This is a genomic window from Streptomyces sp. LUP30 (assembly GCF_001746365.1).
Taxonomy (GTDB): Bacteria; Actinomycetota; Actinomycetes; order Streptomycetales; family Streptomycetaceae; genus Streptomyces.
Genome location: NZ_MJAJ01000005.1, coordinates 51,641 through 72,663, shown reverse-complemented (window position 1 = coordinate 72,663; position 21,023 = coordinate 51,641). Strand labels below are relative to the sequence as shown.

Below are 21,023 nucleotides of genomic sequence, written 5' to 3'. Positions count from 1 at the left end.
CGGTGACGCCGAGCGCTGCCGCCGTCACCCTGCAGGCAGGCTGACCACGAACCGTGCCCCCGGGGTGTGCCCCGGGTCGTACGCCACCTCCCCGCCGACGGAGCGGGCCAGGCGTCGCGCCAGCGGCAGCCCCAGGCCCGCTCCGTCGTGTCCGTCACGGGGATCGGCGCGTCGACCGGGCTCGAAGAGCCGTCCGGCGAACGAGGACGGTACGCCCGGTCCGTCGTCGACGACGTCGACGCACACGCCGTCGGGTGCGCGGTGGGCCCGGACGGTGACGCCGGCATGGGCGTAGCGGCAGGCGTTGGCGAGGAGCGGGCTGACGATGCGTTCGAGGAGGGCGGGCGGGACCCCGGCCTCCAGGTGCGGACCCTCGACGGTTGCCGTCAAGTGGGGCGGGATGTCCAGGACTTCGGTGAGCCGCTTCAGCGTGGGCACGATCTCCGCGGCGCCCGGAGCGGCGAGCGAGCCGTCACGGACGTCGCCCAGGAGGGTGTCGCAGATGGCGCGCATGGACTCGGCGGCTTCCGTGATGACCCTGTGGGTGGCGTGGGTCTGGTCGTCTGTGCGGGGGCGGGCCTGCCACCAGTCGAGTTCGGCGATGATCCGGCTCAGCGGTGTACGCAGCTCGTGCGAGAGTTCTCCGGTGAGCTGTCGCTCGTGGCGCAACAGGGTGCGGATGCGGTCCAGAATGGCGTCCAACGACGTGCCGAGGCGGGCGAGTTCGGCCGGGTGCCGCAGCTGGCCGAAGCGTTCTTCCGAGGCGATGACGCTCCACTGGGTGGCCTGGTCGGTCATCGTGCGGACAGGGCGCAGCGCACGGCCGACCGCCAGCCGTGTCAGAGCGTAGGTGCAGGCGAGCATCACGGCATCCAGGGCGAGTGAACCGAGGAGCAGGGTGTCGGCCGAACTCCGGTAGGGGGACAGGTCGAGCGCGGTGACCACGGTGGCGTCGCTGTGGCTTCCGGACACCGGCCGGGAGCACAGCCGGAGGGGGCCGTGGACATGGGCGGTGACGCACTGCTGTCCGCCGCGTCCGGCGAGTGCGTCGGCGACGCGGGTCAGGGGGCCGGCGGTCGGCGGCTCTTCCAGCAGGCGTCGGCCGGCGTAGATCCACACGTTCGTGTCGAGGAGCTGGTCGTCGGAGGTCTCCAGGACGCGCACCCTCGGGCCGCTGGTGTCGACGGTGGTGGCGACGGCGGCGGCGCGGGTGCGCAGTTCGTCGTCCGCCTGGTGCTGAAGGCGGCGGCCGGCCACGGCGTTGAAGGCGACGGTGAGGACCAGCATCAGCAGCGCCGCCGTGGTGAGCGCCACGAGGGAGAGCCGGCCGCGCAGCGTGCGGGGGGTCAGACGGTGGAGGAGAGCGGTCACGGCGGGTCGCGGCCGGTGGCGGTCACCCCTCATGACAGGCGGTGGCCGATTCCGCGGGCCGTGCCGATCGTCCGGTCGCTGCCGGCCTCGCGCAACTTGCGGCGCAGCCGGGTCAGGTACTGGTCGAGGGTGTTGTCGTGGACCAGGGCACCTTCCGGCCAGGCCGCCCTGACCAGCTCGCGGCGGCGCACGATGGCGCCGGAAGCCGCCATGAGCGCAGCCAGGAGACGGAACTCGGTCGGTGAGAGATCGACCCGGGTGCCACCGACGCTGGCCATGTGTCGGACGGGGTCCAGTGCCAGGTCTCCTGTCATGGCGGCAGGCGGCGGCGCGGCCCGCTTGAGGGCTGCTCGCAGGCGGGCCGCGAGTTCGGCGAGGTGGAACGGCTTGGGCAGATAGTCGTCGCCACCGGCGGAGAACCCGGAGAGCCGGTCGTTCAGCCGGTGATGGGCGGTCAGGAAGATGACGGGGCAAAGGAATCCGTTCGCGCGCATCGCCTGGCACACGTCCCGCCCGTCGGCGTCGGGCAGCCCGATGTCGAGCACGGCGGCGGAGATGCCGGCGGTCGCCAGCCGCAGGGCGGTGGCGCCGTCCGGCGCGGGCACGGTGGCGAAGCCCTCGTCCCGCAATCCGCGCATCAGTACGTCACGCAGGGCGTGATCGTCCTCGACGACCAGGATCGTCCGACGCATGGAGCTCCTTCTGTTCCCGACTGAGGGCTGTTCCCGACTCAGGGCCGACGGCCGGCCGCGGACCGCGTCGGCGAACCCGTCGGCCCCTTCATCCTTCTCGCGGGCCGTCGGACGTGGCGTGAAGGCGGCGCGGTGCCATCCGACTGACTACAATCATGTAGACGGTCTACTGCACTGTAGACGATGCCACAGCCAGAACGCGGCGTGAGTGTGCATGGCCCCATGGTGATCAGGACGGACCCGGCGGGCAGGGGAAGCCGCGTGGCAGTCAGGATGCGTTCAGGTAACCGCTGGCAACGTCCCTGCCCATGACCCATGAACTCTCCGAGACCCCCGAAGCCGAACCGGGCACGAGAGCTTCCGCTCACCCCGCCCACCGTCTGCGCTGGAACAAGGTCCCCGAGGTCACCGCCTACTTCTGGATCATCAAGGTCCTGTGCACGACGGTCGGCGAGACCGCGGCCGACCTGCTCGACGAGAAGGCCGGCCTGGGCCTGACCGGCGTGTCCGTGCTCATGAGCGCGCTGCTCGCGGTGGTCCTCGTCGTCCAGTTCCGCACCACGGCGTACCGCGCGGGCGTGTACTGGCTCGCCGTCGCCCTCATCAGCGTCGTCGGCACCCTGATCAGCGACAACCTCACCGACAACATGGGTGTGCCGCTGGAGGCGAGCACCGGGGCGTTCGCGCTTCTCCTCACGGTCGTCTTCGTCGTCTGGTACCGGCGCGAGCGCACCCTCTCCATCCACAGCATCGACACCACGAGCCGCGAGGCGTACTACTGGCTGGCCGTGCTCTTCACCTTCGCCCTCGGAACGGCGGGCGGCGACCTGGTCTCCGAGCGCATGGACCTCGGCTACTGGCTCGCGGCGGTCCTGTTCGCCCTGGCCATCGCCGCCGTGGCGATCGCGCACTTCGCCCTCGGCCTGGACGCGGTGTGGAGCTTCTGGATCGCCTACATCCTCACCCGCCCCCTGGGGGCATCGATCGGGGACTACCTCTCCCAGCCGACCGACGACGGTGGAATCGGGCTGGGCACGGTCGTCACGAGCGGGCTGTTCCTGACGGTCATCCTCGGGCTGGTCGTCCACTTGGCCGTGACACGCAAGGACGTGGGGGAGGCGAACGCGCAAAGTCACTGAACCGGGTGACGGCACGCACTAGGTGATCGCTGGGCGGGTCGGACGGTGCGGCAGCCGTCGTCGGGCGGCTGCCCCCCCCCGCGATCGTCGCCCGAGTGGCACTGCCGCTCCCGGACAGGGCGTGCTCACGCCGACTCGCCCCCGGGATCGGACGGCCCGCGGAGCCGACCCGGCGGGCGGCCCGGCGCCCGGCGGGAGTCGGCGCAGGCCCGGTGCCCTCTCGCTCGGCCGGGGCGTGCGGGCCGTGCCGGACGCCCGCGCGCTCGCTCTGACCGAACCGGCGGGCGGCCCGGGCCGTGGCGCCGAAAGCGTCCTGCGACGTCCCGCCCCGGACGTCGATGTGGCTCTGCCGCCACCGTCGATGCGCGGCAGGCGGCGGTCGGCCTCGGGCCGCCGACACTCTCCTGAACACGCGTCACCCGCACCGCGGCGGACCCACCGTGCCGCCGACTCGATGGACACGAGTTCCCGCGCGCCGGCATAGAGGCGAGACGCGGGGGTAGTCGCGCCGCTGTGCCGGTCACAGGCGTCCGGCACCCGCAATCGGGCTTCGACGGTGGGAGGGGTACGTCATGACGCTCATGAGCACGACGGCAACGGACACGCAGGTGCACGAGTTGCCGGAGATCGCCGATCCCTCTCGGGTGGCTCCCAAGGACGCGCGTGCGCTGTCGAGGCTGTTCTTCGACCAGTTGGCGGTGCTGGAGGAAGGCACTCCGGAACACAGCTACGCGCGGAACACGCTGATCGAGATGAACATGTCCCTGGTCCGCTTCGCGGCCGGCCGGTTCCGCGGCCGCGGACCGGAGGAGATGGAGGACATCGTCCAGGTCGGCATGATCGGCCTCATCAAGGCCATCGACCGGTTCGACCTGTCCCGGGAGGCGGAGTTCACCTCCTTCGCGATCCCCTACATCGTGGGTGAGATCAAGCGCTTCTTCCGGGACACCACCTGGGCCGTGCACGTTCCCCGCCGCTTGCAGGAAGCCCGCGTCCATCTCGCGCGCGCCACGGAGGAGCTGCGCAGCCGGCTCGGACGTACCCCGACGGTCAAGGAGCTGTCGGAGCTGATGAGCCTTCCCGAGGAAGAGGTGCGTGAGGCCCGCCTGGCCGCCAACGGCTACAACTCCTCTTCCCTGGACGCCACGATCAGCGGCAGCGAGGAGGGCGAGTCGGCGCTTCAGGACTTCATCGGCGCCGAGGACGGCGCCCTGGAGCTGGTGGAGGACTTCCACGCCCTGGCCCCCCTGCTGGGCGAACTCGACGACAGGGACCGGCAGATCATTCACATGCGGTTCGTGGAGGAACTCACCCAGGCCCAGATCGGCGAACGCCTGGGCGTCTCGCAGATGCATGTGTCGCGGCTGCTGTCGCGCACGCTCGCCCGGCTGCGGGAAGGCCTGCTCACCCAGAACTGAGAGGACCGCCCGACGGTGATGTCAGCCCGTTGTGGCGGTCGGTCGAAATCGCGATTCGGTCCTTACCGGGCGGAGACATCGGCGGGTGCGGGCCGTGAATATTGGAGAAAAGGCCGGGAAGGCGAAAGGAAAGGAGGTCGATAAGTATGGTTCCCCTGCTTCTCGTGCTGCTTCTCGCCGTCATTCTTTTCGGCGTCGGTTTCGCCGTCAAGATTCTGTGGTGGGTGGCCCTGGCCGTCCTGGTGCTGTGGCTGCTCGGCTTCGTCATGCGTTCCACCACAACCGGCGGTGGCCGTGGCCGCTGGTATCGATGGTGACTGGACTTCGCACGCGCGCGCACGCGTACCGCGGCCCGGCGGCCTCTGTATGCGCAGCGTGTGAAGAAGACGGGTGCGGCGGGTGCTGATCCGCGGCTGGGCGGGTGCGGCGAGCTGCATCTGAGAGGGTGGGGCACATGGACATCGATCGCAGGAACAACGTCACCGTCACCGGCAACCCGCACGGGCGGACGGTGGTGCTGGCGCACGGGTTCGGCTGTGATCAGAACATGTGGCGGCTTACCGTACCGGCCCTGAGCAGCGACTATCGCGTCGTGATGTTCGACTACGTGGGGTCCGGCCGCTCCGATCCGTCGGCCTTCTCGGAGGACCGCTATGCCTCCCTCGACGGCTACGCCCGTGACGTGGTGGAGGTGTGCGAAGCACTGGACCTGCACGACGCGGTGTTCGTGGGGCACTCGGTGAGCGCGATGATCGGGGTGCTGGCCGCCGACCTCGCGCCGCAGCGCATCGGGGCGCTGGTGATGGTCGCTCCGTCCCCGCGCTACATCGACGACGAGGGTTACCGCGGCGGGTTCAGCGCCGAGGACATCGACGAGCTGCTGGCGTCCCTGGAGTCCAACTATCTCGGCTGGTCGGCGGTGATGGCGCCGGTGATCATGGGCAACGCGGACCGGCCCGAACTCGGCGACGAGCTGACCAACAGCTTCTGCGCCACCGACCCCGACATGGCGCGCGTCTTCGCCCGGACCACGTTCCTCTCCGACAGCCGGGACGAGCTGAAGACCGTCCAGGTGCCGACGCTGGTACTGGAATGCGCCCAGGACGTCATCGCCCCCCGCGAGGTGGGCGCGTTCGTCCACCAGGCGATTCCCGGTTCGACGCTGGTCACGCTCGACGCGACCGGGCACTGCCCGCACCTGTCCGCGCCGGAGGCCACCAACGAGGCGATCACCGCCTTCCTGGCGAGTCAGGCCTGATGTGCCGGACCGGGCAGCAGTCCGATCAGCAGGGCACGGGCGACGAGCAGACCGCCGCCGCGGCGTTCGCCGCACTCCTGGAGGACAGTGCCGAGGAACTGTACGAGAGCGCGCCGTGCGGGTATCTGTCCACGCTGATGGACGGCACCATCGCAAAGATCAACAACACCCTGCTGGGCTGGCTCCGCCTGGAACGGAACGCCGTGGTGGGCCGGATGCGGTTCACCGACCTGCTGAGCGTGGGCGGCAAGCTGTACCACGAGACGCACTTCGCCCCCCTGCTGCGCATGCAGGGCGAGATCGGCGGCATCGCCCTGGAGATCAGACGGGCCGACGGCGGACGCATGCCGGTGCTGGTCTCCTCCGCGATCAAGCAGGGCGGCAACGGTGAGCCGCTGCTGATCCGCACCACCCTGTTCGACGCCCGGGACCGCCGCGCCTACGAAGCCGAACTCCTGCGGGCCAGGAAGGAGGCCGAGGAAGCGCGCAGACAGGCCGAGGCCGACCGCACCCGGCTCCAGGACGCCCTGGCCGTGCTCCAGCAGTCTCTGCTGCCCGATTCGCTGCCGTCGGTGCCCGGAGTGGAGACGGCCGTCCACTACCGCGCCGCGTCTCCCGACCGGCTGGGCGGCGACTTCTACGACCTCTTCCCCGTCGACGGGGAACGCTTCGCCTTCTTCCTCGGCGACGTGTGCGGCAAGGGCCCCCAGGCCGCCGCGGTCACCTCACTGACCCGCTACACCCTGCGGACCGCCGCAATGCACGATTCCGACCCCGTCTCCGCCCTCGCCACCCTCAACAGGGTGCTTCACGAGCGATACACCGGCGGCGACCCGCGCTACTGCACCGCCATATTCGGCATCGTCGAACCCGACGTGACGAACGGGCGAGCCACCGTCCGGCTCGCCTCGGGCGGCCACCCCCCGGGCCTCGTCCTGCGCGCCGACGGAACCGCCGACTTCCTGCCCACCCCGGGCGGCTTCCTCGTCGGCGCCCTGCCCGACGCGCGCTTCGCCACCGCCGACACCGTCCTCGCGCCGGGCGACACCCTGCTGCTCTACACCGACGGCCTCACCGAGGCCCGTACCGGCGAGGACCGCGGCAACCTGTACGGGGACGAGGCCTTGCGCGACTTCACCGCCCGCCACGCCGGACAGTCCCCGCACGCCGTCATCGAGGCCCTCACCGGCCTGCTGGACGACTTCGGCGACGGACTGGACGACGACACCGCCCTGCTCGCCCTCGGCGTTCCCGCGCCCGACCCCAGGACCGAAACCCGCGAATGAGCCCGCTGCAGATCACCACCCGAGACGCCCTGACAGGTCCCGTTCTGGAGATCATCGGCGAACTCGCCTATCCGCATGCCACCGAGCTGGCCGACCTGCTCCCCAGCATTTTCCTCCGGCCAGGTCAGCGCCTCGTCCTGGACCTGGCCGGCATGGAGTTCTGCGACTCCAGCGGCATCAGCGCCCTGATCGCGGCCCGCAACCTCGCGCAGGCCGCAGGGGCCGACGTCGCGCTCGCAGCGGTCCCCGCCGACACCCTGCGCGTCCTGCACGTCGTCGGCCTCGACCAGATCTTCTCCCTCCACCCCGACAGCGACGCGGCCACCCGGCCCTGACCGCGCGGGACCGGTCCTCGGGCAGCCGCAGCGGCGTCGGGAACGTCCACGGTGTGGGCGGTCGGCGCCCGGGTAAACGGAGGAGGAGAGCAGACCAAGCACCGAAAAGCCGTGAACGCGACGAAAGAGCCCCTATGGTCACCCCGCTGAGGAAGCAGACGGCAGACGAAGAGGATGAGGACGGCGCCCCGCTGCGCTACGGCGCGATCTGGGGAGACGGCGCGGCTCGCGCCGCGGACGCCCGCCAAGCCCTGCGGGCCTTCCTCGGCCACGCCCGGCGCATAGGCTGCGCGGTGGTGCCGAACACCTTCGCCGTCGACGCCGAGCTCGCCACGAGCGAAATGGTGACCAACGCCATCCTGCACGCCCCGGGCCCCTGCGGAATGACCCTGGAGCTCACCGACGACGAATTGACGATCACCGTCTGGGACAGTTCCACCGAGAAGCCGGCGCCGAAGAAGGCCGACCCGCGTCGCATCGGCGGTCATGGAATGCATTTGGTGCACACCGTCAGCGACAAAGTCGTCGTCGCCCTTCGCGCCACGGGAAAGCTGGTCACCGCCCATCTCTCCCTGGCCCGGAACCAGAACGGCACCGCTTTCGGCGGACCTGCGTTTCCCGCCCTCTTCCCGGGCTGAACACCGCGAAGTCGCACCCTCGACTCTGACGCCGCCGGATCCCGGACGATAGCGTCGTACGCAACGCGGCGACGTCCATCGCAGGCACCCTGATGCTGCGCAACGCCCCCACCTGCCGCGACGATCTGCGCAAGGAGTCCGCCCAGGGCAAGCCGGTCGCCGTCATGGAGGCCGGCTGCTGCACCTGCACCGGCCGACCCGACGTCAGGCGTCCCGCCCTCAGGCGTTCATGGCCTCCTCCACGGTGGGATGGCAGGGGATGATCTCGTCGACGCCCACCAGCTGCAGCAGACGTACGACGGACTCCTGGGCGCCGGCGATGCGCAGCCACCCCTGAGCGCCGCTCACGCGCCGGTGGGCGGTGACGAACACGTTGATGCCGCTGGAGTCCATGAAGGTCACGCCGCTGAGGTCCGCCACGATGCGCGGGGGCGGCGCGCCGTCGTCGGACAGCAACGCCTGGCTGAGGACGTCCTTGACGTCGTGGTCGATCTCGCCCTCCACGCTCACGACGAGGACGCCGTCGACCACTGCGGGCTGGACGGAAAGATGATTGGGCCGGTCTTCCCTGGGGATGTCGTTCACGTCTCCTCGGCTGCGCCTAGGCTTGCCCGCTCAGGGCGTGCTCGGACGATTCTGCCCCACCGGTGCGGCGGCATGCACCAAGACGGGCCGTGCCGGACGGCGCCTCTGGTGGCATGCGGGACGCCGAGACGGGTACCTGCGCACGTCAACGGGGGAGTGGGGGCGAGATACGTGGGATCTCATGGCGACGGTGTCGGATGTACGGGACCGGATGAGCACGTGATGCGGGCGGGCTACGCGCTGGAGGGGGACGACGGCTGCATCGCCGAGGCCCGTCAGCACGCCCTCGCCTTTCTCGACCGGGCCCGTTCCGACCACCGCCTGCCGGTCTCCGAGCGCGCCCTGGGCCTGACCCAGCTGGTGGTCAGCGAGCTGGTCACGAACGCCCGCAAGTACGCCCCCGGCCCCGTCCTGATGGAGCTGCGCGTCACCGCCCACGCCGTGGACGTCGTCATATGGGACAGCGACCCCACCGTGCCCGCTGCCCGGGCCGCCGATCCCGAGAGGATCGGCCAACACGGCCTGGAGATCGTCAAGGCCCTCACCGAGAACCTGTTCACCGAGCAGGAGCCGGTCGGCAAGCGCATCACGGCACGCATCGCCCTCACCGACCCGCACAACGGCGCAGCCGCCCGCCGCTGAGCCGAGAGCGTCGGCCGCGGCCTCGGGTGAAGGATCGTCCGGCTACCGAGGACGTGGCGGGGTATGCGGGACACACACACCGGACGGTGTCGCATCGCAGGGCTGGGGGACGGGTTGGCAGCGGAGGGTGAGAGCATCCCCGTCATGGATGCTGCAGACGGTCGCACGGTTCGATGGTGGGCGGCGCTGCGCCGGACGCCGGTGACCATCTGGAACGACGACGTCACGGACTGGGCGGCTGCGCTGACCTACTACGCGGTCCTGGCCCTCTTTCCCCTGCTGCTGGTCATCCTCTCGATCCTGGGGCTGACCGTGCCCACGGCCAAGCCCGAGGTCATCGACCGCATGGCGCAGGCCGCCCCGGCCGAGTCGCGCGCGCTGCTGCGCAGCACCCTGCGGCAGATGTCCGAACAGTCGTCGACGGCATGGACGCTGATCTTCGTCGGGGGGACGGGAGCCCTCTGGTCGGGATGCAGCTATCTGAGCGTCTTCCGCCGGGCGTTGTACGCCATGCACCGGACCAGTGCGGACCGGCCGGTCTGGCGCACGGCCCCGCGCATCGTTCTCACGGCCCTGGTCCTGAGTTCGCTGCTGCTCATCTCCACGCTCGCGCTGCTGCTCAGCGGCGGCCTGGCCCGGCGTCTGGGCCACGTCCTGGACCTGGGGACCGCGCCGCAGGCCACGTGGGACACCCTGCGATGGCCGGTCGTGGCCGCCGTCGCCGTCGCCCTGGTGCTCGTCCTGTACCGGTCAGGACCGGCGTGCTCCCGCCCCGTCGGGAGGATGGCACCCGGTGGGACCTTGGCCGTGGGGCTGCTGCTGACGGTCTCGCTCGGGTTCGCCCTCTACACCGCCCACGTCAGCACCTATGACCGCCTGTACGGCTCACTGGCAGGAGTGGTGGTCTTCCTGGTCTGGCTGTGGCTGTCCAACCTGTCCCTCCTGATCGGCGCTCAGTTCAACGCGGAGCTGTCCAAGCCCGTCGACGAGCGTTCGGCCGAGACGGCGACGGTGAGCGTGTGAGCGGTGCCGTGTACTCCCCGCCGGCGCCTCGGTCCACCGACCTCACCGGTGGCTCCCGCCGCGGGCGTCAGGCGGCGCCGTCCGTGAAGGTGATGTCGGCCTTGGACAGGTCCACGGTGTTCGGGATCATCGCCTGGGGGCGCAGCAGGTCCCGGAACAGGTAGTCCATCAGGTCGGCGCCGTTCATGGCCTTGAGCCGGTTCGCCAGCCGGGGGTTGGACTCCTCGAACCGCATGATCTCGACCACGGCCCGCTCGACCAGGCCGGGGATGATGTCGGAGCCGGCGAGGATGTTCTTGTGGAGCAGCTCGGGTCGCTTGAGGTTCTTGTCCGGGCCGTAGACCATCTGGCTGCGCCCGTCCCCGTACGCGTTCTGCCGTGCCAACGCGTGCGCCTGGCGCTGCTCGGTGTCCTTGACGTCGCCGAAGGCCATGAGCGATTCCATCAACTCGTCGTCCGTGGGCAGCCCGCGCTGGAACTCACGCACGTTCACCAGGCCTGCCGAACCCGACTTCCCGTGCACCGTCTCCTCGGGCCGGTCCGGATGCGCCATGAGCTGCGGGTAGTCGCGCTGGATGAAGTCGCTGAGCATGATCCAGCCCTGGCTGAGCAGGCCGGACTCATTGATGCCGAGCTCGATGCGGGCCTGGCCGTCGCCCTCGCCCTCCTTGCCGACGCCGAAGCGCGACTTGCGGCCCGACTTGCCCGGGTGCTCGATGTAGAAGAAGACGAACCCGTGGTTGGCCAGCACCAGTTCGTCCACGTTCATCGTGTTGTGCCGGTCGCTGGGGTTCTCCCGGTCGAGCGCCGTCTTCGACTTGAGGCTCTTGTCGGACTCCAGCATGGCCTCGGCCCGAGCCTTGGCGGTGTAGTGGGCGACCACGCTCGCACGGAGCTGGTTCTCCAGCTTGCCCCGCACGTCGGCCACCCACGCGTCCTCGCCGCGGCCGCCGATCTCCTTCTTCAGGTCGTGCCGGTTCAGCTCGGACATCTCCCGGATGTAACTGGAGCCGGACATGCCGAAGTTGACCGTGCCCTGCGCGAACATCGCGTCCTTCCAGAGCGTGCCCTGGTCGGTCATGTCCTTGTACGGGAGCTGCGCCTCCGCCGGGAGTTGCAGGTCGCGGTCGTGCTGGGCGGCCACGAGGGCCAGCTCGTTGCGGACCACCCCGACCACCTCGTCCAGGTAGTCGACGTCCGCCTGCCTCGGGCCGTCCGCCTTCCTGTCCAGTGCGTCGATCAGGATGGCGTTCAGCTGGGCCATGCACGTCCCCGGGTCCCGGACCGGGGAACTGTCGTACGCCGCGACGGCCTGTGCCACCGGTGACGTCACCGGATTCCCCTGCTCGGACTTCTTCCGCATGAAGGAGGCGAGCGTACGGACCTGCGGTTCCGGTCTGGTGATCTGCCCCTTCAGCTCGTCGGGCCCCTTGCGCTGCACCGTGTGCCCGACAGGTGCGGCCGAGTCGTTCGGGGCTGCCGGGGCTTCCACGGCACGCTGGACGGGAGCCGCACCGCTCATCACCCGCCGGGCCGTGTCCTCCGCCTGCCGCTCGGCCCAGTCGGACGGGTCGGACACGCGCAGCCCCGACCCGTTGTCGGTACCGGGAACCGACCCCCTGCTCTGCTGGCGGACGTGGTCCAACTCGTGCGCCAGGGTGTGCTTGTCCTGTCCGTCCCAGACCACGTGGCTGCCGGAGGTGTAGGCCTTCGCGCCGATGTCCGCGGCGGACCGCTGGGCCACCGCGTCGGTGTGCACCCGTACCGCGCTGAAGTCGTCGCCGCCGAACCGGCCCTCCATCTCGGAGCGCAGTGCGGGATCGAGCGGCCGCCCCGGAGAGCGCAGAACCTGGTGCACCGCCGAGCGCTGGACGGCCGGGCCGTGACCGCAGTGCGCGTCATGCTCGTGGCGCTGCTCCTCGACCGCGCGCGAGACCGCCGCGTTGCCCGCCGTGCGCTGCAGGGCGAGCAGGGCGGCCGCCGGGGTGGCCGGCCTCGCCGTGAGCGGGCGGGGACGGTTCCCACCGTCACCGCTCCTGTCGGTCGGCTTCTCCTGCGCACGCACCAGCACTCTCCTCACAGGCGGGCCCACCAGCATTCACGGACCGGCGGCGGAGCGGCAAGGTACGCGAGGGCAGACCTGAGGGCAGGAGATGTCCCGGTCACCTGCCCGCGTCTGCCCGAAGCCGACCCGGGCGAGACGTGCTCCGGTGTCGGATTCCTGCGCACGGCCGAGCGGCGAGGCCGCTTCCGCACCCGTCGGCAGTTCCGTTCCCGCGACGACGGCTGCGCCCCGGGTCTCAGCGGCCACGGACCCGGCCACCACGCGCCCCCACCACAACCGATCCTGGTCACCACCGATGTCGGTGACCAGGGATCCCGGTCACCACCGATGCCGGGCCGCCACACGAACCCCGGCCACCATCGAACCCGGAGAGCGCACCGCTCGTCTGCGGTGGTCACCAACTGATTCGGGCAGCGACCGGGAGGTGGTCGCTGGCCGTGGCCGACAGCGACCACGAGCTCTCCGGCCTCACACCCCGGACCAGGATCTGGTCGATCCGCACCACCGGGAACTTCGCGGGCCAGGTGAAGCCGAAGCCGCTCCCGGCCGCGACCTGGGTGGAGCGCAACCGCGACATGATGCCGGCGAACGCGCGGTCGTCCGTGGCGCCGTTCAGGTCGCCGAGCAGCACCAGCCGCTCGTTCCGCTCGGCGGCGACCGCCTTGGCGAGCGCCTGTGCGCCTCGATCCCGCGAGTCCGTCCAGAAGCCGGCCCGGGGATTCACCCGCACGGATCCCAGGTGGGCGACGTACACCGCCAGCGGACCCCGGTGCGTGGCCACCGTGGCACGCAGCGACCGGGCGTACGTCGCCTTGACGCCGGCCGGCTTGGTGGCTGCCAGTGGTCCGTAGTCCATCGCGATGTCGACGGGCTCGGTGTCCGACAGCGGCAGTTTGCTCCACAGCCCGACCGTGCCCAGCACCGAGTGGTACGGGTACGCCTTCGCCAGCCCCTTCTCGTACACCGGCTTCGCCTGCGGGGTGATCTCCTCCAGGGCCAGCAGGTCGGCGCCCGAAGCCGAGAGGTGGCGGGCGGTGCCGGCCGGGTCGGGGTTGTCGGCGCCGACGTTGTGGCTGACCACGGTCAGGTCGCCGCCAGCGTGGGCCCTGTCACCGAGCAGCCCGCCGAAGAGGTTCAGCCACACCACGACCGGCAGCAGCAGCGCGGCCACCGCCGAGGCGGAGCGACGCCACAGCGCGGCGGCCAGCAGCACCGGTACGAACAGGCCGAACCACGGCAGGACAGTCTCCGCCAGACTGCCGAGGTGCCCGATCCGGTTCGGGATCTCCGCGTGCAGCAACAGGAACATGCCCAGCAGCAGCGCCAGCGCCGCGGGCACCGGGCCGCGCTTCCAGGGCCCGGGCCGGGAGGCGATGCGGATCAGCCGGCGGAGGTTCGCCCGCCTGCCGATGTCCGCCCACCGGGAACCGGAGTCGGCACTCCCCGGTCCGGTGCCGCTCTGCCCGGTCTCCGCCGCGTCCACCCGAGTCATCGCTGTCCTCGGTCACCGACGGTCACGGTCGCATCCTCGGGTTCCGGGCGGGGGCGGCGCCGAAGGCTGTGACCGGGGCCCGCCGGGGAGCGAGTGGTCGCTCCGGTGGCGCCTGTCAGGGCTGGTGGGGTTCGCGTCATGCGGCCAGTGAAGGCGGCGCGGTGTTGTCGGCGCGTATGCGGTTTTCGATACGCCGACGATATGCACCGGCTCGTAGCATCGACGGCATGCGCGTGTTGCTCGTCGAGGACGAACCGTATCTGGCCGAAGCCGTCCGCGACGGCCTCCGGCTGGAAGCGATCGCGGCCGACATCGCAGGTGACGGGGACACAGCCCTCGGACTGCTGAGCACCAACGCCTATGACATCGCCGTCCTGGACCGGGACATTCCCGGGCCCTCCGGCGACGAGATCGCCCGACGCATCGTCGCCTCCGGCAGCGGCATGCCGATCCTCATGCTCACCGCAGCCGACCGTCTCGACGACAAGGCCACCGGATTCGAACTCGGCGCCGACGACTACCTCACGAAACCCTTCGAACTGCGAGAGCTCGCGCTCAGGCTCAGAGCGCTCGACCGCAGACGTGCCCACAACCGGCCGCCGGTGCGGGAGATCGCGGGTCTCCGGCTGGACCCGTTCCGCCGCGAGGTCTACCGGGACGGCCGTTATGTGGCGCTGACCAGGAAGCAGTTCGCCGTGCTCGACGTCCTCGTCGGCGCCGAAGGCGGTGTCGTCGGAGCCGAAGAACTCCTGGAACGGGCGTGGGACGCGAACGCCGACCCGTTCACCAACGCCGTCCGCATCACCGTCTCGGCCCTGCGCAAACGGCTCGGCGAGCCCTGGATCATCGCCACCGTGGCAGGCGTCGGATACCGCATGGACGTCCGACCGGAGACCCGACACGAGGTCCCCGTGGGCGACGAGGGAGACAGGGGCGACGAGGACGACGAGGGAGACAGGGGCGACGAGGGAGGCGAACGTGGATAGAGCGTCCGGAATGAGTGTCCGCGCCAAGCTCACCCTCAGCTACGCCGGATTCCTCATGCTCGCAGGCGTCCTGCTGCTCGCGGCGGTGTGGGTGTTCCTGCTGCGCTACGTCCCCGACCGCGCGCTGATGATGACCGGCTCGATGGACACCCCCGACCCCGGCGTCTTTCCCGTTCGGTCCAACCTCCTGCGCGTCTTCGCTCCGAGGGCAGCCGCGGTGTTCGCGCTCCTGTTGGCCTTCGGCCTCGTCGGAGGGTGGATCCTCGCCGGGCGGATGCTCGCCCCCATGACCCGCATCACCGAGGCCGCCCGCCTGGCCTCGACCGGATCGCTCTCCCACCGGATCCGACTGCCGGGAGGCAAGGACGAGTTCCGCGAACTCGCCGACGCCTTCGACAGGATGCTCGCCCGGCTCGAAGCGCACGTCGCCGAGCAGCAGAGGTTCGCAGCCAACGCCTCCCACGAGCTGCGCACCCCGCTGGCGATCTCGAAGGCGCTTCTCGACGTGGCCCGCACCGATCCGGACCACGACGCCGGCGAAGTCATCGAGCGGCTCCACGCCGTCAACACGCGAGCGATCAACCTCACCGAAGCACTGCTCCTGCTCAGCCGCGCCGGACAGAGGTCGTTCACCCGAGAACCCGTGGACCTGTCCCTCCTCGCGGACGAGGCCGTCGAAACGCTCGTGCCCCTCGCGGAGCAGCGTGGCGTCACCCTCGAGACCGGCGGCGACATCACCCCCACGATCGGATCCCGGGCGCTTCTGCTGCAGCTGACCACGAACCTGGTGCACAACGCGATCGTCCACAATCTCCCTGAGCAGGGCACCGTGTGGGTCAGTACCGGCGTTCGCGCCGAGACCGTCATGCTCTGCGTCGAGAACACCGGCGAGAAGCTCACTCCAGAGGCGGCCTCGACACTCACCGAACCGTTCCAGCGCGGCACGGAGCGCATACACGCCGACCATGCGGGCGTCGGCCTCGGCCTGGCCATCGTGAAGACCATCACCCACGCACACGACGGAACTCTCACCCTCACCGCGCGTCCTGCCGGCGGGCTCCGCATCACCGTGGAACTGCCGACGGCAGCTCAACCCGCCGATGGCTAGTGCATCACCACGCCCTTACGACGAGGGCATCGCCGGATTCGTGGCGAGGGGCTCGGAGCCCGGGCCGAGCCGGTAGGGCGGATCGCGGGCGTGGAGGCGGACGGCGGCCTCCAGCAGAGTGGCGCAGGTGTCGGCGGCGGCAACAGCGAGATTCAGGGCGCCGGGAAGGACGAGTCCGTCCAACTGGCCGCCGTATCACGGAATGTGCCACTACGATCGCTGCGCGTGAACAATCGGGGGGCACGAGTGCGCGACGAACGACTGGCTGCGCTGGGAGCACGGCTCGCGCGGATCGCCCGCGGCCGTGACCTGTCAGCCGTGCTGGAACCCGAAGCGCTGCGCGAGGCGCGGCGGTTGGCGTCGAGTCGTGGTGCGGGCGACGCGGAAGCCGGGTTCCTCCTCGGCTGGTTCCACTGGTACCGCTACCAGGCGCTGCCGGTCGACAGAGGCGACGCGGAACTGGGCGCGGCCGCCGAGGCGTTCGCCCCGTGTTACGTCGTCGACATGCCCGGGCTGCCGGAACTGCTGGTGCCGCTCATCGCCAACGGGGTTGTGCCGCAAGCGTTCGACATGTTCCAGCGCCTGCAGGTCTCCCACGACCCGGACCTGCTCTCCGCCACGGCGGCTCTCTGGGAACGCATCCTGGCCGCCGTACCCGATCACCCGGACCGGGCCGCCTTCCTGTCCGTTCTCGGGCTCGTGCTGCAGGTGAGGTTCGAGCGCCTCGGCGCGCTGACGGACATGGACACAGCCATCGGCCGATTCCGGGAAGCGGTCGCCGCCATCCCGGTCGGTCACCCGGGCCGTGCGGGTGCGCTGTCCATGCTCGGGAGCGCCCTGGGAAAGAGGTTCGTGCGCACCGACGCACCGGAGGATCTGGACGCGGCCGTCGCGGCGGGGCAGGAAGCGGCGGCCCTCGTCTCCGCCGACGACCCCGACCGCGCGCGGACGCTCTCCTCCCTCGGCCACCTGCTGCGGCTGCGGTTCGAGCGGACCGGTGTGACAGCGGACATCGACATGGCCGTCGCGGTGGGGCGGAAGGCTGTGGCCGTCGCCGCGGCCGACGACCCCGACCGGGCCACGATGCTCTCCCACCTCGGGAGTTCCCTGGGACTGCGGTTCGAGCGGACCGGTGTGACGGCGGACGTGGACGAGGCCGTCGTGGTGGGGCGTACGGCGGTGGACGCCACTCCCGCCGACCACCCGTACCGCGCGATGCGGCTGTCGAACCTGGGGAACGCCCTGTTGAGGAGGTATGCCCGGACCGGTGTGACAGCGGACCTGGACAGGGCTGTCGCGGTGGGTCGTGAGGCGGTGGCCGCCACCGCTTCCGATCATCCGGAGCGCGCGATGCGGTTGTCGAATCTGGGCAATGCGCTGCACCGGAGGTTCGACCGGACGGGAGAGGAGGCGGACCTGGACCTGGCCGTCGGGCACTTCCGGGAAGCGGTGGCCGCACCGCTGCCCGGCCACCCCGACCGTGCGACATGGCTGTCGAACCTGGGCAGCGCACTGGTGACGAGGTACGAGCGGAGGGGCGCGGCGGCGGACCTGGACAGGGCTGTCGCGGTGGGTCGTGAGGCGGTGGCCGCCACCGCCTCCGATCATCCGGAGCGCGCGATGCGGTTGTCGAATCTGGGCGATGCGCTGCACACGAGGTTCGACCGGACCGGTGAGGAGGCGGACCTGGACCTGGCCGTCGGGCACCTCCGGCAAGCACTGGCCACCACCCCCGACGACCACGCCGACCGCCCGGCACGGCAGTCCGGCCTCGGCAGCGCACTCCTCACGAGGTACGGGCGGACCGGTACGCCGACCGACCTGGACGAGGCCGTCGCGGTGCACCGCGCGGCGGTCACCGCCGCCCCCGCGGACCACCCCGACCGCCCCGGGTTCCTGTCCGCTCTCGCCACCGCACTGGCGACGAGATTCGACCGGACCGGAGCCCTGACGGACCTCGACGCGGCCATCGCGGCGGGACAGGAGGCCGTGACGGTCACCCCCGTCGACCATCCCCACCGCGGGATGTGGCTGGTCAACCTGGGAAACGCGTTGCGCAGGAGGTTCGAGCGGACCGGCGTGCCGACGGATCTGGACCTCGCCGTCGGCGATTTCCGGGAGGCGCTGGCCGCCGCCCCCGCCGACCATCCGCACCGCGCCGGCATGCTGTCCGCCCTCGGGGGCGCGCTGCACAGGAGGTTCGAGCGGACCGGTGAGGCGGCCGACCTCGACACGGCCGTCGCGGCGGCGCGTGAGGCGGTCGAGGTCACCCCTCACGATCACCCCGACCGCGCCGGCAGGCTGTCGGCCCTGGCGGGCGCGCTGCGCCTCAGGTTCGAGAGGACCGGTGCGTCGGCCGACGTGGACGCGGCCGTCGACCACTTGCGGGAGGCGGTGGCCGCCACCCCCCAGGACCACCCCGACCGTGCCCTGCTGCTGGTCAACCTGGGGAACGCGCTGGCGAGAAGGTTCGAGCGGACCGGCCGGCTGGCGGATCTGGGCATCGCCGTCGCGGTGGAGCGGGAAGCGTTGGCCGCCACCCCCGCCGACCACCCCGCCCGCGCGATGCGGCTGGCCGCCCTCGGCGGCACGCTTCACAGGCGGTTCGAGCGGACGGGCGTCGTGGCGGACCTGGACGCCGCCGTCATGCACTTCCGGGAGGCCGTGGCCGCCACTCCCACCGACCACCCAGACAGGGCGATGTGGCTGTCGAGTCTCGGCGGCGTGCTTCTGAGGGCGGCCCAGCAGACCGGCGCGCCCACCGACGTGGCCGCGACCCCGGTGGACCACCCCAGCCGGGCGACACGGCTGTCCAACCTCGGCAGCGCCCTGCTGGGACGCTTCAGGCGGACCGGTGTCCCGGCGGACCTGGACACCGGCATCGACCATTTCCGTTCGGCGGTGGCCATCGCTCCCGCCGACCACCCCACCCGCGCGATCTGGCTGTTCAACCTCGGAAACGCGCTGGAGAGCAGGCGCAGGCTGAGCGGAGCCGCGGCGGACCTCGGCGAGGCCGTCTCCTGTTGGCTGGAGGCATCGGAGGCAGCCTCGGCGACGGCCTCACTGCGGATCTGGGCGGCACGCGGCGCGGCTCGTCTGCTGGCGGAGTCCGGTGACGGCGAACGCGCGGCGCAGGCGGCGGAGGCTGCGGTGCTGCTCCTGCCCCAGACGGCTCCGCGCCGTCTCGAACGCGGCGACCAGCAGTACGCGATCGGTGGCTTCGCCGGTTTGGCCGCCGAAGCCGCCGCGTTGGCCCTGGCCTCCCCGGTCGGCAGCGATGCCGGACGCGCGGAGCAGGCCCTGAGGCTCCTGGAGGCCGGCCGGGCGGTCCTGCTCGGCCAGGCCCTGGAGACCCGCGGCGATCTGACCGCCCTGCGTGAGCACCGGCCGGACCTTGCGCGACGGTTCGTGGAACTGCGAGAGCGTCTCGACGTGCCGACGGGCATGACGGACGGCGAAGCAGACGCAGGTGCAGCCGAGGCCGCAGGTCAGGCATTGCGGCAGGAGCAGCAGGCGCGCGACCGGCGCCTGACGGTGGACGAGTTCACCGGTGTCCTGGACGAGATCCGCGCCCTGGACGGCTTCGCCTCCTTCGTGCTGCCGCCCGCCACCGAGGACCTCCTCGCCCAGGCGGACCAGGGCCCGGTGGTGGTGTTCAACATCAGCGACCACCGCAGCGACGCGCTGCTGCTCACCCCAGGGGGCGTCACCGCCCAGCGGCTGCCCGGACTCGTCCCGGCCCGGGTCACCGAGCAGATCGACCGCTTCCGGCAGGCGCGGCGCGTCGCGGTGTCCGGATCGGACCTGCGCGTTCGGCAGGAAGCGCGGACAACCCTCGGCCAGGTGCTCCAGTGGCTGTGGGACGAGGCCGTCGGTCCCGTGATGGAAGCGCTGGAGCGGGACGGCCACCTCGCGGTCGAGCACGGCGAGTCCGGCGAGTCCGGGGAGTCCGGCGAGGAGAAGCTGCCGCGGGTGTGGTGGGCGCCGGGTGGTCTGCTGGGTCAGTTGCCCGTCCACGCCGCGGGCCACCACACGGCCCCGGCCGGGGGAGCCCGCCCGCGCACGGTGATGGACCGGGCCGTCTCGTCCTACACGCCCACCGTGCGGGCGCTGGGATACGCCCGCCAACGGGCGTCGTCTCCCGCGGCCCGGCCGCTCGCGGCTCCGCGGAGCCTGATCGTGGCGATGCCGACCACCCCCGGGCTGCCCGGCGGCGGTCGGCTGGGCTTCGTCGACGCCGAAGTCGCGATGCTGCGGGCCCGCCTGCCCGGTCCCGTGCTGCTGCGGGAGCCCGGGCCCCCTGCCGCACCGGCCGACTCGGCACCGCCCGACCCCCTAGCGGCCGACCCGGTAGCGGCCGACGCCGTAGTGGCCGGCCCGTCGGCGGGCGTGCCGACGAAGGCCAGCGTGCTGGCCCACCTGCCGGAGTGCACGATCGCGCACTTCGCCTGTCACGGCGCCAGCGACCCCGTCGATCCCTCCAAGAGCCTGCTGCTGCTCCATGACCACGCGGACGATCCGCTCACCGTGGCCGGGCTCGCGCCGGTCGCGCTCGACCGGACCAGGCTGGCCTATCTGTCCGCGTGCCGCACCGCGGTCGTCGACACGCCCGCACTGCGGGACGAAGCCATCCATCTGACGTCCGCCTTCCAGCTCGCCGGCATTCCGCATGTCATCGGGACCCTGTGGGAGATCGACGACCGGACCGCGGTGACCGTCGCCGATCTCTTCTACGCCGGACTGCGGGACGGCGTCATGGGAGGGGACTGCGCCGATTCCGCCCGGGCGCTGCACGCGGCGGTCCGTAAGGTGCGCGACGGCCACGGACTGCCGGCCCCTTCCGACCGCACTAGAGCCCCCCTGCTGTGGGCCGCCCACGTGCACGCCGGCGCCTGACCCGACGTCCCTGCCGCAAAGGCGGGCCGGCCGCCGAGGCACCGCGGTCAGCGGCGCGCGAAGGCGGCCGGGGCCGGGTGCTTCCGGCG

The 21,023-nt window shown here is 71.3% G+C and carries 18 protein-coding genes; 12 read left to right on the top strand and 6 right to left on the bottom strand.

The window, feature by feature from the left end; genetic code table 11:
• Positions 1-24 precede the first annotated feature (24 nt).
• Together BG482_RS06500 and BG482_RS06495 are read right to left on the bottom strand one after the other, a co-directional pair.
• Complete coding sequence (locus tag BG482_RS06500; RefSeq protein ID WP_069767902.1) at positions 25-1,404, bottom strand: sensor histidine kinase KdpD; 1,380 nt, start codon at positions 1,402-1,404, stop codon at positions 25-27.
• A complete protein-coding gene (locus BG482_RS06495; RefSeq protein WP_069767901.1) occupies positions 1,401-2,063 on the bottom strand; it encodes a response regulator transcription factor in 663 nt (220 codons plus the stop codon). Before BG482_RS06495 ends, BG482_RS06500 begins: the two co-directional genes overlap by 4 nt.
• Positions 2,064-2,371: 308 nt before the next feature.
• Here BG482_RS06495 and BG482_RS06490 point away from each other — a divergent pair, with 308 nt between their 5' ends.
• The 7 genes from BG482_RS06490 to BG482_RS06460 all read left to right on the top strand — a co-directional run bounded on the left by BG482_RS06490 (position 2,372) and on the right by BG482_RS06460 (position 8,137).
• Positions 2,372-3,202, top strand: a complete 831-nt coding sequence (locus BG482_RS06490) for a hypothetical protein (protein WP_069767900.1) — start codon at positions 2,372-2,374, stop codon at positions 3,200-3,202.
• 572 nt (positions 3,203-3,774) lie between these two features.
• Positions 3,775-4,620 (top strand): RNA polymerase sigma factor SigF, encoded by an 846-nt coding sequence (locus tag BG482_RS06485; RefSeq protein ID WP_069767899.1) that lies wholly within the window; start codon positions 3,775-3,777, stop codon positions 4,618-4,620.
• 146 nt (positions 4,621-4,766) lie between these two features.
• Complete coding sequence (locus tag BG482_RS06480; protein WP_069767898.1) at positions 4,767-4,937, top strand: hydrophobic protein; 171 nt, start codon at positions 4,767-4,769, stop codon at positions 4,935-4,937.
• Positions 4,938-5,074: 137 nt separating this feature from the next.
• On the top strand, positions 5,075-5,878 hold the full coding sequence (locus BG482_RS06475; RefSeq protein WP_069767897.1) for an alpha/beta fold hydrolase: 804 nt from the start codon (positions 5,075-5,077) through the stop codon (positions 5,876-5,878).
• Positions 5,878-7,164: a PP2C family protein-serine/threonine phosphatase gene (locus tag BG482_RS06470; RefSeq protein ID WP_069767896.1), complete on the top strand. Its 1,287-nt coding sequence runs from the start codon at positions 5,878-5,880 to the stop codon at positions 7,162-7,164. Before BG482_RS06475 ends, BG482_RS06470 begins: the two co-directional genes overlap by 1 nt.
• Entirely contained in the window at positions 7,161-7,499 is a 339-nt protein-coding gene (locus BG482_RS06465) for an STAS domain-containing protein (RefSeq protein ID WP_069767895.1), read from the top strand. The genes BG482_RS06470 and BG482_RS06465 overlap by 4 nt, the downstream gene beginning before the upstream one ends.
• Before the next feature lie 134 nt (positions 7,500-7,633).
• Positions 7,634-8,137, top strand: coding sequence for an ATP-binding protein (locus BG482_RS06460; RefSeq protein ID WP_069767894.1), 504 nt, complete (start codon positions 7,634-7,636; stop codon positions 8,135-8,137).
• A 219-nt stretch (positions 8,138-8,356) separates the two neighbouring features.
• Here BG482_RS06460 and BG482_RS06455 read toward each other — a convergent pair whose 3' ends face one another.
• Positions 8,357-8,722 (bottom strand): STAS domain-containing protein, encoded by a 366-nt coding sequence (locus BG482_RS06455; protein WP_069767893.1) that lies wholly within the window; start codon positions 8,720-8,722, stop codon positions 8,357-8,359.
• Positions 8,723-8,944: 222 nt separating this feature from the next.
• Here BG482_RS06455 and BG482_RS06450 point away from each other — a divergent pair, with 222 nt between their 5' ends.
• Together BG482_RS06450 and BG482_RS06445 are read left to right on the top strand one after the other, a co-directional pair.
• The gene (locus BG482_RS06450; protein ID WP_256096284.1) at positions 8,945-9,364 is read left to right on the top strand and encodes an ATP-binding protein; all 420 of its coding nucleotides are present in this window, start codon (positions 8,945-8,947) and stop codon (positions 9,362-9,364) included.
• A 144-nt stretch (positions 9,365-9,508) separates the two neighbouring features.
• Positions 9,509-10,387 (top strand): YihY/virulence factor BrkB family protein, encoded by an 879-nt coding sequence (locus tag BG482_RS06445; protein ID WP_069767891.1) that lies wholly within the window; start codon positions 9,509-9,511, stop codon positions 10,385-10,387.
• A gap of 67 nt (positions 10,388-10,454) precedes the next feature.
• Here BG482_RS06445 and BG482_RS46075 read toward each other — a convergent pair whose 3' ends face one another.
• Positions 10,455-12,452 (bottom strand): DUF4157 domain-containing protein, encoded by a 1,998-nt coding sequence (locus tag BG482_RS46075; protein WP_069767890.1) that lies wholly within the window; start codon positions 12,450-12,452, stop codon positions 10,455-10,457.
• Between the two features lie 394 nt (positions 12,453-12,846).
• Complete coding sequence (locus BG482_RS06435; protein ID WP_079141637.1) at positions 12,847-13,944, bottom strand: endonuclease/exonuclease/phosphatase family protein; 1,098 nt, start codon at positions 13,942-13,944, stop codon at positions 12,847-12,849.
• A 227-nt stretch (positions 13,945-14,171) separates the two neighbouring features.
• Here BG482_RS06435 and BG482_RS06430 point away from each other — a divergent pair, with 227 nt between their 5' ends.
• A complete protein-coding gene (locus BG482_RS06430) occupies positions 14,172-14,930 on the top strand; it encodes a response regulator transcription factor (protein WP_069767889.1) in 759 nt (252 codons plus the stop codon).
• A 10-nt stretch (positions 14,931-14,940) separates the two neighbouring features.
• Positions 14,941-16,038, top strand: coding sequence for a HAMP domain-containing sensor histidine kinase (locus BG482_RS06425; protein WP_069767888.1), 1,098 nt, complete (start codon positions 14,941-14,943; stop codon positions 16,036-16,038).
• 15 nt (positions 16,039-16,053) lie between these two features.
• On the opposite strand, the gene BG482_RS43790 is transcribed toward BG482_RS06425, so the two are convergent.
• Entirely contained in the window at positions 16,054-16,221 is a 168-nt protein-coding gene (locus tag BG482_RS43790) for a hypothetical protein (protein ID WP_176741317.1), read from the bottom strand.
• A 42-nt stretch (positions 16,222-16,263) separates the two neighbouring features.
• Here BG482_RS43790 and BG482_RS06420 point away from each other — a divergent pair, with 42 nt between their 5' ends.
• Positions 16,264-20,934: a CHAT domain-containing protein gene (locus tag BG482_RS06420; protein ID WP_141746548.1), complete on the top strand. Its 4,671-nt coding sequence runs from the start codon at positions 16,264-16,266 to the stop codon at positions 20,932-20,934.
• The last annotated feature ends 89 nt before the right edge of the window (positions 20,935-21,023 follow it).